Origin of the sequence: Arthrobacter sp. 1088 (genome assembly GCF_031455315.1) — a bacterium.
Taxonomy (GTDB): Bacteria; Actinomycetota; Actinomycetes; order Actinomycetales; family Micrococcaceae; genus Arthrobacter.
In genome coordinates, this window is sequence record NZ_JAVDSM010000004.1 from 111,760 (window position 1) to 127,683 (window position 15,924).

Below are 15,924 nucleotides of genomic sequence, written 5' to 3' on the forward strand. Positions count from 1 at the left end.
GGTTCTCCGTAGACAGTCGGGGGCCGGGAGGTCCGACGACGGCGGCAGGCTGAGTGCCGCCGTCGCCCGTCCGTCCGGCTGCCGCCGGCTAGTTCTTGTAGCCGCCGTTGGACTTGATGTTGGCGTCAATCGCCTTGACCGCCTTGTCCAGGGCCGCCTTGGGATCCGCGCCGGCAAGGATGTCCTGGACAGCCTTGCCATATTCGGTGGCGATGAACGGGTAAGCCGGGGTTTCGGGCCGCAGTACCGCGTAGTGACGCGAGAACTCCATGAAGATACGGTTGGCACCGCCCTCGGCGAATGCGGGAATCAGGGCCGCGGCTTCATTGGTGGCCGGGATGCCTCCAGTCGCCTTGATGACGGAAGCCACGTTTTCCGGCTTCAAGGAATAGGACAGATAGTCCATCGCGGCATCCATGTTGTTGCAGCCGCTGGTGACGCCCCACTGCCAGGAAGCTCCGCCGATCTTGGGACCGTTGCCCAGATCCACGCTGGGCATGACCACCAGTTCATCTCCCAGGGCAGCCCGGGCCTTGTCTCCGGCCCAGGAGCCGGTGTAGAGGAGGCCGCTCTTGTTGTTCAGGAAGTCCTGGGTGGAATCTTTCCCGCTCTTCGTCGCCATGAAGCCCTGATCCGCCAGCCCGCGGAACCACTTGGCCCATTCGACAGCCTTATCGCCATTCAGGGCTCCGTCGGCCGACTGGTAGTCCCCGCGGTTGATCAGGTCTCCGCCGAAGGACTGCAGGAACGGCGAGTACGCATAGGGCAGCCATTCGCCGGTTCCGGCAGTACCCATGTCCAGTGGGTAATCCCATTTACCCAGTGCCTTGAGTTTGGTCAACGCGTCCTGGAACTCGTCCTTCGTCCATGGCTTCTCAATGGTGGCGACGCGGACGCCCGCCGCTGCGAGATCGGATTTGCGGGCAAACATGGACAAAGCGACGTCGCCGTACCCAACCGCATAGGTCTCGCCCTGCCACTTGGCAACAGTGCTGGGGAGGTTCTTGGAAAGGTCCGCGGACAGCTTCAGCGGCGCCAGGTACTTGGCCCATGCCCAGTTGGGAACGTTGGGCCCGTCAATGTCCACGATGCAGGGAAGTTTCCCGGCTGACGCCGCCCCTACGACGGAGTCGTTGTAGGACTCCTGCGGGAAGGCCTGCACCTTGATCTGCGCCTTCGCGCCACTGCTTTTGTTATAGGAGTCAACGATCGCCTGGGTCGCCGCCAGTTCCTCCGGGTTTCCGGCGGCGTGGGTCCACATGGTGATCTCTTTGGGGCCGTCGCTTGAGGACGAGGAACTGCCCTTGCTGCAGGCGCCCAGGCTGCCGACGAGGGCCGCCGCAGCTATGCTGGTTGCCAGGATCCGCGTGAATCGTTTGTTCATGATTCTCAATCTTTCTGCTGATTTTGGGTGTGGATGATTGGCCCGGGTCCTTCGGGGCGCAGCCGCTGCAACGGCTGCGCCCCTCTTCTTGCGGACTTCCGGTGTTGTGACGTGGTGTTTCGTGTGGGTTGGTGGTTTATGTCAGCGTGGCGGTGCCACCGAACCCCGTTCGATGACGGGGCAGATGAGTTTTTTCTGCCCCGGCGGCGTGCCGGGTTTTTCAATGTCGTCCAGGAGCCGCGTAACGGCCCAGCACCCCATCTCGTAATGCGGAAGGGCAACAGTGGTCAGCCCTGGCCACAGCGCATCTGCGATGAGTTCGAGGTTGTCCATTCCCACCACTGAGAGGTCTTCCGGGATGCGAAGGCCTGCTGCCGAAGCTGATTGGTAGGCGCCCATGGCCATGCGGTCGTTGAAGCAGAACAGGGCAGTGGGCCGATCAGGTAAAGACAGCAGTTGTGCCGCTGCCTGCCTGCCGCCGACAGTGTCCGAGACCGCGGAGGCGACCAGCCGTGGATCTTCCGGCAGCCCGTTGCGAAGGAGGGCGTTTCGGTAGCCCTCCAGCCGTCCGTGCGTGGCCGGGATGTCGTCAATATTGTTGATCATCCCGATCCTTGTATGCCCTGCAGCAGCCAGGATTTCCACCGCGCTTTCCGCGGCGGCGATTTCATCCGGGACCACTGAGGAGATTGAACTGTCAGCGGAGGCCGCGTCCAGCAGGACCGTGGGGACTTCGTAAAGCTCCTCGGGAACCGTGACGCCCTGGTGGTACATCCGGGCGTAAACGATCCCGTCCACCTGATGTTGCTGGAGGGTTTGGATTTCGTGCTTCTCAAGATCGTTGTCAAGCCCCGAATTGAGCACCATCAGCAGGTAGCCCCGCTGATAAGCGGTTTCCTGGGCGCCACGGATCATGGCCCCGGCAAAGGGCGTGGTGGTGATTTGATCACTGACGAGGCCAATGATCTGCGAACGCTGGTTCCGCAGTCCGCTGGCCAGGCGATTGGGGGTGTAGCCCAGATCCTTGGCCACCGCCCGGACATGTTCTTGCGTTTTGCGGTTCACGCGATCGCTGGTGGCGTCGTTGAGCGCATGGGAAACAGTGGTGATTGAAACGCCGGCAGCCTTCGCCACTTCGCGGATTCCTACCTTCGTCGTCATCGACAGCCCTTTGCAAAACGTTTTGAATGTTGTTTGGATCACATTACCTAAAACGTTTTGCAACTGTCAAGGACAGGTGCACGCCCTTAAAGGCGAAAGGCACCGCAACGTCCTGGACGTTGCGGTGCCTTGTTGAGCAAAGGTCTGCGGGCGGGCTTGCCCCGGGCTAGGGAACCCAGGGAACCTAGGCCCGCAGCCGGTACCCCCGCTTCACGACCGTTTCTATGAGCTTGCCGTCCGGAAGCGAGGAGCGCAGCCGGCTGACTGTCATGTCCAGGGCGTGCACGGAACCGCGGAGGTCCAGGAGGTCCGAGAGCGATTCACGGGACAGCACCGCGCCACCGGCGCCCAGCAGGGCCCGGAGCAAGAGCAGGGGCGCCGGAGCGAGTTCCACTACTTCGCCGTTGATCCGCAGGCAGCGTCCGCGGAGTTCGATGGTGGCGCTCTTGGTTTCCAAGCGGCGCACGTGGTTCAAGGACAGGTGCTCCGTCACCAGGCGAATGAGTGCGCCCATGCGGTAACGGTCGGGAATGAGTGGCGTCAGGCCGGCGTCGACCAGTGGCTGTGCCGTGACGGGCCCGACGGCGGCAACCGTGACGGGCCCCTTGAGCGCCTCGATGAGCTGACGGTACAGGCCCATCTCATGCGCCGTGCTCCACATTGCGTCCACTGCTGGGGCGCTGGTGAAGGTCAGGACGTCAAGGTTGCCGTTGCACACGGCCTCGATCAGGCGCGGGAGTTTGTCCTCGCCGTCGGGCTTGACCCAGCGGTATGGCGTCACCGTGAGGACTGTGGCGCCGGACATTCGTAGGCGCTCCAGCTGGCGTACATCGGTGTACCCGTGCAGCTGCACAGCAACCGTCTTGCCCCGGACACCCTCCGCCAGGAGCATGTCCACAAGTGTCGCTGTGGTTTCGTCACTGCTGATTCCGACGTCGGCAAGGCCGGCCGCGCGGACGGCACCGCGCGCTTTGGGTCCCCGAACGAACATGCGGCAGGCCGAGAGTGTTTCCAGGAGTTGCTCGCCGATGCCGAAGGAGTCCGCCGCCTCGCACCAGCGGCGCATGCCATAGGCCGTGGTGGCGATGCAGATATCCGGCTTGGCGGCGATGATGGTGCGGGTGTCCTCGATGAGGACCATGTCCTCCTGCACGGGCGCGATCTTCAAGGCCGGGGCATGGAGCACGCTCGCACCGCGCCGTTCCAGGGCCTCGATGAGGTCCCTGGAACGGCGATGCGAGGTAACGCCGATGCGGAACCCGTCCAAGGGCGCTTCGGTAGCTTCTGAAACGTCCGTGGCGGTTGTGACGTCTTGGATTTCAAGGGCACGTGCAACAGTCATTGATTTACTTTCAGGCTTCAAGGAGCGAAGCCGCGAGTCGGCTCAGTTCAGCGGATGCTTCGGCATGATTACGGTTGGCTTCAGCCACCCGGACCACCTCGCCTATGACCAGCACGGCCGGGTTGCTGCAACCTGTGGCTGCCGTTTCGATCGTACCCAGATCGGCGATGGTGGTGCGTTGGCCCGGGCGGTAGCCGCGCTCCACAACGGCCATCGGCATGTCCGCCCCCATGCCCGCCCGGCGCAAACCGGCGGCAAGCTGCGGGAGGGTTCCGATGCCCATAAGGACCACGATCGTGCCGCCGAGTCCTGCCAGGTGCGTGTGTTCCTTCTCAGTCAGCGGGGCGTGTCCGGAAACCACGGTGAACATGTGGCTTACCTCGCGGTGCGTTACCGGAATTCCCGCTGCAGCCGGAACAGAGATAGCGCTCGTAACGCCGGAGACTACGCGGACGGGAACGCCAGCGGCAACGCAAGCTGCCACTTCTTCCCCGCCGCGGCCAAAGACGTACGGATCGCCGCCCTTGAGCCGGACCACGTTCTTGCCCAGGAGCGCAGCTTCCACCATGAGTTTCTCGATGTCACGCTGCGTAACCTTGTGGTGCCCGGGCTGCTTTCCAACGTCCACCAACTCGCCGGACGTCAGGTCGGCCAGCTCCTGGTACGGGGCCAGGCGATCGTAAAACACGACGTCGGCATCGCGGAGGGCGTCCACCGCACCAACCGTGAGAAGATCCAGGGCGCCCGGACCACCGCCCACCAGGGTCACGTGCCCCTCGATGCCTGGTGCCGGCTCGAAAGCTACCGGAATACCGGCACCGCCGCAGCGTTCAACCAAAGGCTCCCAACCGGCGTCGCCGTCGTCCACCACTGCTACCAGGAACGGACGCTCGGGCAGAGGTCCGTCGCCGGGTGCGCCGGCAGGGGTGCTGAGGCGGTAAACGTTGGCCCCGGCAGCCTCGTAGCGGCGGACGGCCTGGCGGGCGGCTTTTTCGGATCCCGTGACGAGGACGTCGCGGCCTGTGAGATCAATGGTGAGCTGCATGGGTTCCCCTACTTCTCTGCGCCGACGGGTTCTGCGCCGACAGCTTCGCGGCGGATCGGGATGGTGGAGGCGATGAGCACGCCGCCCTTTTCCTCGTTCGTCGCAGGGCGGATCTGGCCCCGCTCCGGAACGAAGGAGATGGACTCGTCCTTCTGGTTGGGGGCGTTGACGAAGGAACGGAAACGGCGGAGGCGCTCCGGGTCCTTCAAGGTCTCAGCCCACTCGTCCTCGTAGGTGTCGATGTGCTTGGCCATGGCCGCTTCAAGCTCCTCGGCGATGCCAAGCGAGTCGTGCACCACTACTTCCTCGACGTGCTTGATGCCGCCGTCGAGCTCTTCCTGCCAACGCGCGGTGCGCTGCAGGCGGTCGGCGGTACGGATGTAGTACATGAGGTAGCGGTCGATGTACTTCAGCAGTGTTTCGTCATCCAGGTCCTTGGCAAGCAACTGTGCGTGTGCCGGGGTAGCACCACCGTTGCCGCCGACGTACAGGTTCCAGCCGTCAGCCGTGGCGATGACGCCGACGTCCTTGCCGCGGGCCTCCGCGCATTCGCGGGCGCAACCGGACACGCCCATCTTCAGCTTGTGCGGGCTGCGCAGGCCCCGGTAGCGCAGTTCCAGGGCGATGGCCATGGCTACGGAATCCTGGACGCCGAAGCGGCACCACGTGGACCCAACGCAGGACTTCACCGTGCGCAGGCTCTTGCCATAGGCCTGGCCGGATTCGAAGCCGGCATCAACCAGTTCCTTCCAGATGTCCGGCAGCTGCTCCAGGCGCGCACCGAACATATCGATACGCTGGCCACCGGTGATCTTGGTGTACAGGTTGTACTTTTCCGCGACCGCTGCGATGACACCGAGACCCTTGGGAGTAATTTCACCACCGGCAATACGCGGTACCACCGAGTAGGTGCCGTCCTTCTGCATGTTCGCCAAGGCGCGGTCGTTGGTGTCCTGCAGGGAACCACGGCCGGCATCCAGGACGTAGGCGGAGTGCTGGCTGGCCAGGATGGAGGCGATGGTCGGCTTGCAGATATCGCAACCAGCACCCGTGCCGTACTTGGCCATGATGTCTTCGAAGGAGGTAAGTTCCAGGACACGGATGGCGTCGAACAGCTCCTGGCGGGACAGGCTGATGTGTTCGCACAGGGCCTTGGAAACCTCGATGCCGGACTTCTTCAGTTCGCCTTCGAGGAGCTTCTTCAGCATGGGGACGCAGGAACCACACTGGGTGCCGGCACGCGTGCAGGCTTTGACCTCACCGAGTTCCTGGACCGGGGCGTTGCCTTCGCAGGCACCGCACCCATTGATGGTGTCGCGAATGGTTCCGGCGGACACGTTGTTGCAGGAGCACAGGATTGCATCGTCAGGCAGCTCGGTTTCCGGAGCCTCTCCGCCACCGGCAGCGCTCAGGAAGGCGCCGGGCTCGGCAGGCAATTCACGTCCCAGCAGCGGACGCAGGCTCATGTAAGGCGAAGCATCGCCGACGAAGATGCCGCCCAGGAGGGTCTTGGCATCGTCAGTGGTGACGATCTTCTGGTAAACGCCACGGGCGGGGTCTGCGTAGACGATTTCGAGGGAGTGCTCAGTCCTGGCGAAGGCATCGCCGAAGCTCGCCACATCCACGCCGGACAACTTCAGCTTGGTGGCCGTGTCGAAGCCCGGGAACGTCGCCTCGCCGCCGTGCAGGCGGTCGGCAACGATCTCGGCCATGGTGTTTGCCGGAGCAACGAGGCCCAGGCACATGCCCTCGAAGTTGGCCACTTCACCGATAGCCCAAATACCGTCCACCTCGGTGGCACAGAAATCGTTGATCACCACGCCGCCGCGCTGGCCCAGGCTAAACAGCTGCTCTTCGCCCTCAGCTGCGCGGAAGAGATCATCGCGCGGCTTTACACCGATAGCCACGATCACGAGGTCCGCATCAATAGTGCGGCCATCTGCCATCAGGACGCCGGTGACCTGGCCGTCGTCGTCCGTCAGTACCTCGGACGGGAAGACACCACCGTGGACTTCGAAGCCCTTCGCCTCGATCAGGCGGCCAAGTGCCTGGCCGGCGCCTTCATCCAACTGCGTGTTCATGAGCCACGGCGCACCGTTGATGACGATCGGCGTGGCACCCAGCTGCTCGGTGCCTGCAGCGGATTCAAGGCCCAGCAAGCCACCGCCGATGGTGACCGCGTTAACCTTGCGGCCCAGTTTTTCGCGGAGCTCCGCAATGGCCTTGTTAATCGCCCAAACGTCCTCGAGCGTGCGGTAAACGTGGGTGTGCTCGGAGCCAGGGATGGGGAGCCGGGCTGCATCCGAACCAGAGGCAACCACCAGGTGGTCGTATTCGTACTTGTTGCCCGCCGCGGTGAGGACACTCTTGGCGACGGAATCAATCTTGACTGCGCGCTCGCCGGTCTTCAGCGTCAGGGCCTCGTGGTCCCACATGGCAGCATCGCCCAGGGTGAGGTCCACGTCGGTTTCCGTCAGCGCCTTGCTCAAGGCAACGCGGTCGTAGGGTAGGTGCGCCTCTTCGGTCAGAACCGTAACCTGCCAGCCTTCAAGACCGCGGTTGTACATTGCGTCGGCGAAACGGTGGGCCGCAGGGCCGCCTCCGACGACAACGATGCGGCGCGGGTTCTCTGTACTTGAAGTGTGTCCGGTCACTGGTGGGCCTTTCGCAGATGTTGCAGACGGATCTCCGCAACTTGTGCTTCCAGCCTAGGGACGGGCAGTTTCGCTTCAGTTTCCCCTTTGTTTCGTGATCTTAACTTCTGCATCACGAACGCATTTCGCAAGGTGTGAGGTCTCTTTTACGCACCGGACACAAATGCGGACCCCCGATGAAACACCCGCGCCCTAGCTTTGAAGAGTGGCCGCAAGCGTGGCCCGGTCCGGGGGAGTGAAGGTGGAAATTGCCAGCGCCCGGACACAGTGAGAGGGGCTGAAATGACCGTAATTCTGGACCGTGCCGACGAGCTGACTACTACCGCCGTTGGCGAATGGCACCGTGTGTGCGCAGTGGATGAACTCGAAGTGGCCTGGGGCGAAGCGGCATTGATCGAGGGCCGCCAGGTAGCGTTGTTCCGCATCGCACCCGGCGAAGTCTTCGCCGTCGCACAGCAGGACCCGGCCACCCTGGCCAACGTCATGGCCCGCGGCATTATCGGGTCCCGCGGCAGCCGGCCGACCATTGCGTCGCCGCTGCACAAGGAGGTTTACGACCTCGAAACCGGTGAGTGCTTCACCGACCCCAACCTTAAGCTCGCAACTTTTGCCACCCGCCTTGTGGATGGCTACATCGAGGTTGAACTCTAAAACGCCGGACTCCGGCGGCTACAAACCCAACGCTTCGCGGACATCCCCAAGGACATCGTCCAGGGATGTCCGCGCTGCTTGGCGTGCAGCAGGAAGCTCTGCCGCCGACTCCACAGCCTGGATCACCTCCAGGTAACACTTGAGCTTTGGTTCGGTGCCGCTGGGCCGGATGATCACGCGGCTCTGGTCCCGTGTGAGATACAAAAGCCCGTCCGTGGGCGGCAAGGATTCGCTGCCTTCGGCAAGATCGGTGAAAACCTCGACGGCGGAGCCTCCAAACGCTTCCGGCGGGTTGACCCGCAGGCGGTTCATCATGGCGTCCAGGAGCCCCAGGTCCGCCACGCGGATGCTCAGCTGGTCACTCGCATGAAGCCCGTGCACCAGGTACAGCTCATCCAGGGTGTCGAAGACCGTCTTGCCCTCGGCCTTTGCGGTTGCCGCCAATTCCGCGATCAACACCGCCGCCGAGATGCCGTCCTTGTCCCGGACCAGATCCGGGGCCACGCAATAACCCAGCGCTTCCTCGTACCCATAGGTGAGTCCCGGGACGCGCGAAATCCACTTGAAGCCCGTGAGCGTTTCCTCATGGGCATAGCCCGCCGCAGCCGCAATGCGTGACAACAGCCGCGAGGACACGATTGAGTTGGCGAAGACGCCTGCCCGGGGTTCTTCGCCGGCACCGGCGGCCATTCGCGCAACGATATGGGCGCCCAGGAGCGCACCCACTTCGTCCCCGCGCAGCATCCGCCAGGCTCCCGTTGCAGGGTCAACCGCAGCGACCGCCGCCCGATCGGCGTCGGGATCGTTGGCCAGGACGATGTCGGCACCCAGGTCCGCAGCAGCCGCAAGCGCCAGGTCCAGGGCGCCGGGCTCTTCCGGGTTGGGGAACGCGACCGTGGGGAAATCAGGATCCGGCTCGGCCTGTTCCGCCACGAGCGTGACATTTGCGAAGCCGGCTGCGTTCAGCACGGATACGGCTGTTTCACCACCCACGCCATGCATGGGGGTCAGGACGACCTTCAGGTCCCGGGCGGGGAAGTGCTCTGCATCAACCAAGCCTGCCATCGCGGCTTGGTAGTCAGCGGTGATGGAGGTGGGCAGGACAGTCCAGCCATCGTCTGCCAGCGTGATCGACTCCAACGCGCCCACGGCCTCAATCTTTTCGGCAATCTGAGCATCGTACGGCGCCACGATCTGGGAACCGCGCCCGCTTTCAGATACTGCATGGCGTCCCAGATAGACCTTGTAACCGTTGTCCTGCGGCGGGTTGTGGCTCGCTGTGACCATGACACCGCCGTCGCAATCCAGTGACCTGACCGCGTAGGCGAGCAACGGCGTCGGAAGCGCTGCCGGCATCAGGAAGGTTTCAATGCCTGCTGCCGTAAAGATTGCGGCCGTCTCTTGCGCGAAGATGTCCGAGTTGTAGCGGGCGTCAAAGCCGACGACGGCGCGTGGCCGGGTACCCGGCGCAGCTGCGGCTACCACTTCGGCCAGGAAAGCAGCCAAGCCGGCCGCTGCCCGGCGGACCACCACCCTGTTCATCCGGTTGGGGCCTGGTCCGAGGGCAGCTCGAAGGCCGGCGGTGCCAAACTGCAGGGTGCCATTAAAGCTGTCGCCCAGTTCCTGGACTGCTCCTGCGTCACCGCCGCTGGCGAGGTCGGTGAGCTCAAGGAGAGCTGCCGACGTCGTGGGGTCCGGATCGTGGGAAGCCCATTCGCGGGCGTCGGTGAGCAGCTGGTTAAGGGCGGCATCGCTTGATGTCATAGGGACAAAACTATCCTCATTGCCCACGTCAAGGGCAACGCGGGGTCAGATATGGCCCATAAATCTGGTCGCAATGGGCCGTATCTGACCCCGCGTTGCTTTAAAGGGCGCGGGATTGGATGGTGAAGTCCGTGTCCCCGTCCATGCTGAACACAGAAGTTCCCGTGTTGTCCCAATCCGGGAAGAAGATGTCCGAAATAACTGCCGCCCCATCCTGGGCGAAGACCTCCACGGACGAGGAATCAAGGAGGATACGCAGGTGGACCTTGCTGTCGCTGCCGGAGGAGGGTAGGGCAACCTCATGATAGGGGCTGAATTTCTCGGAGAAATTGCTGGTCCCTGCCTTGGAACGGTCAACCTTTACCGTGCGGTTTTCCTTGTTGTAGGAGATGCGCAGGCTAGCGCTCCCATCAGCCGATCGACGAAGAAGAATTCCTGCTTCCCGCGCCGAGGTAAGGTCCATTTCGAGGTCAATGAGCTGCGTACGGGCGGAGAAATCCGTGCCAAGATCCTGCGCCTCCCGCCCGACGGTGAGGTTTTTGCTCTTCACCTCACCACCGGAACTGTCAGCCATGGTGTTAAGGGCCTGGGTGGCGATGGCCGAGCGGAGCTCCAAGCGCTTTTCGCCCCGGACCAGGGTGAGTTCGCGGGGGATTGCCATGGACCCGCGCCACGGCGTGGTGGGAACGTGTTGGGCGTAATCCCAATTGCCCATCCAGCCAAGGAGCACGGGCTTGCCGCCAGGTGCTCCGGAGATGGAGTTTGCCGCGTAGTAGTCGGCGCCATGGTCCAGCCACTGGGATTCGGTGAGCGGAGCATCGGCGGGCGCGGCGTTTTCAGCCGTAAAACGGGTGCCGTCGAATTCGCCGACGAAGTACTGCATGCCTGAGCCGCCCGCGATGCCGCCGGGGTTGATGCTCAGCAGCATGACCCACTTCTTCGCAGTGGAGCCTTCTACGTCCATCTGGACGAGTTCCGGCACCTCCCAGAGTCCGCCCTGGGCGCCAACCCCGGAGAAATCACTGAGGAAGTCCCAGTGCAGAAGATCCGTGGATTTGAACATCTTCACTACCTGCGCGTCCGCCACGACTGTGGTCATCACCCAGTATCGGCCGGGCTCGTACCAGGTGATCTTGGGGTCGCGGAAGTTGTTGTTGGTAGGCGCCAGGTTCAGGACCGGGTTGCCCTTGTACTTCTGCCAGGTGCTTCCGTTGTCCAGGCTGAAGGCCACGGACTGTGCCTGGGCACCTTGGGGGAGTGCGCCGTTCTTTCCATATGCACTGGTGTAGAGGGCCACCATGGGTGGGTTCTGGGCGGACCCCAGCCCGGACGCGTTGTTCTTATCCATCACGATCGAACCGGAGAAGATTTCCTCCTGCGGGCTTGCCTCCATGGCAACAGCCTGCTGTTCCCAGTGCACCAGGTCCGTGCTGGTGGAGTGGCCCCAGGACATGTTGCCCCACGAGTTTCCCCGAGGGTTGTACTGGTAGAAGGCGTGGTAGGTCCCATTGTGGTAAACGAGGCCGTTGGGATCGTTGAGCCAGTTCTTTTCAGCAGTCAGGTGGGCTGCCGGCCGCCATGGATCCGAAGCGGATGGCCGGTGCCCGCCCGGGGCGGGCACCGACGTCGGGCTTTCAGGTGCTGGAGCAGTGCAGGCAGCGGCGGAAAAGGCGACCACGACGGCGGCACTTGCGGCCAGCAGATGACGGCGGGACAGGCGGGGATTGGGGTAAGTCATGGGGAGAGATCCTGGGGTTGGGGAGTTGCAGGGGTGCCGGCCCTTATGGAGCCCGCACCCCCGCCGTGGCCTAAAGGCCGGGGGTGTTGCGGCCTACTTGTAAAGGCCTTCGCCGCCAACGCGGAGGTTGGTGGGCAGGTAGCCGAACGGGCCGAGGCCGTTCTTGCCGAAGGTGCGGTCAACCTGCGTCACGCCACCCTGGAAGTTCATCTTCACGGTGGGGGACAGGGAGCCGCCGCGGACGCCGTCCACGTTGTCGATGAACGACTGCACGAGACCGCCAGGCTGTACGTAGTGCGAGTAAGCCTGGAACTGACGGCCGTTCTGGCGCGGGTCCGGACCCTCCGGCGCGTTGGCCGGCATGTTCAGGTCCGTGGGGGAGCCCAGGGCCAGGCCGCTGTTGTTCACCGGCTGGAAGTCGGAGCGAACGCCGTTGCCCACGAAGCCGTAGACGCCGTCCGGGCCACGCATGCCATCCGCGTAGGTGAACTGGTGGCTGATGGTGAACAGGTAGTACTTGTTCTTGCCGTTTTCGTTCTGGATGTAGATCTGCGGGCGCTCAGTCTGGTCGTTGACGCAGTTGGCGGACAGGATCGGGGGCAGGAAGCTCCACTTGGTGAGGTCCTTGTTGTCTGCAACTGCCAGGCCCACGTTGGCGGTCTGGTACCAGGCGCCGGTGGTGGTGTTGACCTGGTTCACGGTCTCGGCGTGAGGATCGCCCGGACGGTAGCCCAGGTCTTCCTGCTTGCACTTGTAGTCGCCGCGGTTGCCGCCGGTGTTGCCTTCGAAGACCATGAAGGTTTTGCCCGGGTGCGCCGGGTCCGCGAAGGTGTACGGGTCACGGAACGCGAAGCCCGGGTTCTGGGCCTTGTTCTGGTACATCTTTCCGTCCGGCTCCAGCAGCTTGGTGTGCTCGAAGCCGTCGAAGGTCACGCCGTCCTGGTTGGCGTGGATGTTGCCCAGGGCCTTGGCGATGACAGCATCCGGAGCGATGCCGCCGCCACCTGCGTTGCGCTCAGCGACGTCGTAAAACGTGGTTGCCGTGTAGAAGACGTTGATCTTGTTGCCCTGCATGAGGCGCGTCGAGCCGGACCACTCGGTGTTGCCGATGGACGTGTTGTCCAGGAACAGGTGTCCGCCGTAGTTCCACTTGTCCTTGGCCGGATCGGCGTTGGTCTTGCGGAAGAAGTACCCGATCCGGGCGTTCCAGTGGCGCTGGTCGAAGCCGTAGCCGGCGTGCCGGTCAGCTACCAGGGAGAAGATAACGTCCCAGCCCTTGTAGCTGATCTGGTTCGCGTTCTCGTCTGTCAGGGACCAAGTGTCCCAGACCCAGACGTCGTCGTTCATGGCGGGGAAGTCCTTGGGGATTTCCGGCATGGTGACGTCCGGGCTCATGGAGTTCTGGCCCGGAGCAACGTTGGTGTTGCTCTGTGCCATGATCTGCTTGGCGTCTGCCCGGGTCCATTTGGACGTGAAGTCGGCGGCGGGGTCGTACGCCTCCTGCGTGTGGACGGAGGGCAGTGGGAAGCCGGGCGTGGGTGCCGGCATGGTGTTCGACGGCGGGTCGGCCGGCAGGTTGGCCTGCGCGGCCGGGGTCACCAGCAGGATGCTGCCGGCAACGCTGGCTGCGGCTGCGAGGGCGGCTGCCTGTCGCAGACGGCGGCGCGGCCGTGTTGGGGTTGAGTGCGTGTTCATGCTTGCTCTTCTCGCGGAGTGTTGGACTTCGTGGAGTGCTTATCAACTCCGGCGTCCGTCGATCCGCTGAAGGCGTCTTCGAGGGACGCCATCGTTTCGAGGTGCGGCGATCCCTTTTGGGGTTCTCGCCGCGGTGGTTCCAGTACGTCGACTTACCGGAACGACTCCCACGCTAAACACGTGTGAGGGATCAAATCAAACAACATTTCACGGCCTTAAATCACTTGTCAGACATATGTGTGCAAGCGTTTACATTGTCCAATGCGCGCGCGTGCCACAGTCCGGCGCCTCGATCAAATATGTCGAAATAAAACTGACTTATTCTGAGAATTAACTGTGCGTTTACGTGGGGTCCGTTTGACTTGACGCCCCGCATTTCCTGGCTTATGCGGCAGTCCCCACCGGGAAACTCCTTCTAAAAGTCCAATCGGTGGACGTAAAATGTGGTAGCGATTCCGGCGCACCCCTGCGAGCCGGACCCCGCCTGGTGTGAGCTGGTGCAGCATGTGTGAGTTACCAAAGCGGCGTTGGCGGTCCTCCCTGACTCCATTGCGGCTGGTCCTCGCGATCCTTGCGTTGGCAGCGATCGTGGCAGGCTGGCTGGTTCCGGATCTTTTGTCCGCCGTCCCCATTGGGGCAGGCCTGTTGACCCTGGCCGTTGCCGTCCTCATGCCGGCCATCAGGGAAATCGAACTGGGGGCTTCCCCCAGCATCAAACTCGCGCCCGCCCTCAAAGACCGCGAAGACGAGCTCCGCAGCGTCTTCGAACGGCAGAGGGGGGACATGGAGTACTGTGCCCACTTGCTCTGCGACAACCCGGAAACTGCACGCCGCTTGCTGGAGGCGGCGTGGTCCCAGTCCACCAATGCGTGGAAGGGGCCGGTGACGCCCCAGTTGCGCGTCTACACGCTGTGCGTCTTCGTGGAGCTGCTGAAGAAGCACGAACATTGGCTGCAGAGTCGTGCCGACCAGACGAAGAAGCCTAAGGCCGGCAAAGACACAAAAAACGGCAAGGCTCCCTTGGCGCGGTTGCCGTACGACGAGAGGGTCGCCGTCGTGCTTCATGTCTTCGCGAACCTGACCGTTGGCGAGATTGCGGGGATGACTGATCGTCCCGCCCTGGAAGTGGGCAAGTCCTTGGCGGCCGCCGAAGAGAAAACCAACCGCCTGGCGTTGGAAGAAGGCCGGCCGTGAGGGACGCGCTGCGGGAGCGGTTGTTGTCCGAGGCTGCGCTTCATGCGCAGACCCACCCGGCCGATCTGGACCGGGCGTTGGGCGAAGGCATGTCCACTATCCGGCGAAGGCTGGTACGAACCTGGGTGGTGGTCGTCGTGGCCGCGGTGCTCGTGGCGGCCGGGCTGGTGGCTGTCCGCGTGCTCCTTGACAGGCAACCAGCAGTGCTGGAATCCATCGCCGTGAGCGCTCCGGCGAGCTCGCTCCACCCCGGGGCCATCCTTCAGTTGTCCGCGGAAGCGACCTACAGCGACGGCACGCGGCGCCCGTTACAGGAAGGCGTCGAGTGGGCCTCGGACAACCTCGCGGTGGCCGAAACCACCGCCGATGGCCAGGCGACGGCGGTCGCGCCGGGTGTCGCTGGCCTGACAGCAACGGTCGACGGCGTCTCCGGACGCTTCGAGCTCAAGGTCACCCCGCCGGGAACGGCCTCGCTCACGGCCCTGCGCATCACTCCTGGTGACGCTGAAACAAATCCTGGAGGCAAGGTACCGCTCGTCGCCGAGGGAACGTACAGCGATGGGTCACTCGGAAGGCTCAACGTCACAGCTATTTGGGGGTCCCGTGATCCTGGCATTGCGACCGTGGACGGCGACGGCCTGGTCACCGCCGCAGCTCCGGGCACGGCCATCATCTCCGCATCGCAGGATGGATTCGAAGCCACCGCACGCATCACCGTCACCCCGGCACCGCCGGCCAAGCTCTCCGGCCTGGCGATTGAGCCCGCGGAACTCACGATCAAACAAGGGCAGACGCACCAAATGACCGCAGTGGCCTCGTACACGGACGGGTCCACCAAACCCGAGTCCAACGTGACCTGGTCCACCAGCAACCCGAAGATCGCAACAATCTCCGCCTCCGGACTCCTGACCGCGCAGGGCATAGGGCAAGTGCTCATCGAAGCCAAGCACGTGGACGCGGATGGCAAGGAATGGAAAGCGCAATCGAAGGTGACCGTGGAGCATGCGGTGATTCGCGTCGTCGTGGGTCCTGCTGGCCCGCACGCACTCGAACCGGGCGCCACCGTCCAACTGACCGCCACCGTCACGTACAGCGACGGCAAACCCGGCAAGCCGGTCGTTACATGGGCGTCAAGCCGCCCGGTCATCGCCACCGTCAGCAATGGGTTGGTGCGGGGAGGCCCCGTGCAAGGGCAGGTGACCATCACGGCCACGGTGGAAGGCGTGTCCAGCAACGGGGTAGTGGTCAGCGTTGGTCCAACGATTCCGACCCAGGGGCCGGTAAAGGGCTAGCGCT

At 63.5% G+C, this 15,924-nt stretch carries 11 protein-coding genes; 3 read left to right on the forward strand and 8 right to left on the reverse strand.

Going from position 1 to position 15,924, the window contains the following annotated elements; genetic code table 11:
• Window positions 1-88: 88 nt before the first annotated feature.
• The 5 genes from J2Y41_RS07365 to nirB all read right to left on the reverse strand — a co-directional run bounded on the left by J2Y41_RS07365 (window position 89) and on the right by nirB (window position 7,586).
• On the reverse strand, window positions 89-1,384 hold the full coding sequence (locus J2Y41_RS07365) for an extracellular solute-binding protein (RefSeq protein ID WP_309927589.1): 1,296 nt from the start codon (window positions 1,382-1,384) through the stop codon (window positions 89-91).
• A gap of 141 nt (window positions 1,385-1,525) precedes the next feature.
• Complete coding sequence (locus J2Y41_RS07370) at window positions 1,526-2,545, reverse strand: LacI family DNA-binding transcriptional regulator (RefSeq protein ID WP_309927590.1); 1,020 nt, start codon at window positions 2,543-2,545, stop codon at window positions 1,526-1,528.
• Between the two features lie 184 nt (window positions 2,546-2,729).
• Window positions 2,730-3,887 carry a uroporphyrinogen-III synthase gene (locus J2Y41_RS07375; protein ID WP_309927591.1) on the reverse strand — a complete coding sequence of 386 codons (1,158 nt, stop codon included), beginning with the start codon at window positions 3,885-3,887 and terminating at the stop codon, window positions 2,730-2,732.
• Between the two features lie 10 nt (window positions 3,888-3,897).
• The gene (gene cobA, locus J2Y41_RS07380; protein WP_309927592.1) at window positions 3,898-4,932 is read right to left on the reverse strand and encodes a uroporphyrinogen-III C-methyltransferase; all 1,035 of its coding nucleotides are present in this window, start codon (window positions 4,930-4,932) and stop codon (window positions 3,898-3,900) included.
• A gap of 8 nt (window positions 4,933-4,940) precedes the next feature.
• Window positions 4,941-7,586, reverse strand: a complete 2,646-nt coding sequence (gene nirB / locus J2Y41_RS07385; protein ID WP_309927594.1) for a nitrite reductase large subunit NirB — start codon at window positions 7,584-7,586, stop codon at window positions 4,941-4,943.
• Between the two features lie 282 nt (window positions 7,587-7,868).
• Between nirB and nirD the strand changes: the two genes are divergently transcribed.
• On the forward strand, window positions 7,869-8,237 hold the full coding sequence (gene nirD, locus J2Y41_RS07390; protein WP_224091886.1) for a nitrite reductase small subunit NirD: 369 nt from the start codon (window positions 7,869-7,871) through the stop codon (window positions 8,235-8,237).
• 18 nt (window positions 8,238-8,255) lie between these two features.
• On the opposite strand, the gene J2Y41_RS07395 is transcribed toward nirD, so the two are convergent.
• The 3 genes from J2Y41_RS07395 to J2Y41_RS07405 form a co-directional block, all read right to left on the reverse strand.
• Complete coding sequence (locus J2Y41_RS07395) at window positions 8,256-10,001, reverse strand: phospho-sugar mutase (protein ID WP_309927597.1); 1,746 nt, start codon at window positions 9,999-10,001, stop codon at window positions 8,256-8,258.
• Between the two features lie 100 nt (window positions 10,002-10,101).
• Window positions 10,102-11,739 carry a glycoside hydrolase family 32 protein gene (locus J2Y41_RS07400; RefSeq protein WP_309927600.1) on the reverse strand — a complete coding sequence of 546 codons (1,638 nt, stop codon included), beginning with the start codon at window positions 11,737-11,739 and terminating at the stop codon, window positions 10,102-10,104.
• Window positions 11,740-11,832: 93 nt separating this feature from the next.
• A complete protein-coding gene (locus tag J2Y41_RS07405; protein WP_224166879.1) occupies window positions 11,833-13,434 on the reverse strand; it encodes a glycoside hydrolase family 68 protein in 1,602 nt (533 codons plus the stop codon).
• 504 nt (window positions 13,435-13,938) lie between these two features.
• On the opposite strand from J2Y41_RS07405, the gene J2Y41_RS07410 reads away from it, so the two are divergent.
• Window positions 13,939-14,628 carry a hypothetical protein gene (locus J2Y41_RS07410; protein ID WP_309927605.1) on the forward strand — a complete coding sequence of 230 codons (690 nt, stop codon included), beginning with the start codon at window positions 13,939-13,941 and terminating at the stop codon, window positions 14,626-14,628.
• Window positions 14,625-15,920 carry an Ig-like domain-containing protein gene (locus tag J2Y41_RS07415; RefSeq protein ID WP_309927609.1) on the forward strand — a complete coding sequence of 432 codons (1,296 nt, stop codon included), beginning with the start codon at window positions 14,625-14,627 and terminating at the stop codon, window positions 15,918-15,920. The genes J2Y41_RS07410 and J2Y41_RS07415 overlap by 4 nt, the downstream gene beginning before the upstream one ends.
• Window positions 15,921-15,924 lie beyond the last annotated feature (4 nt).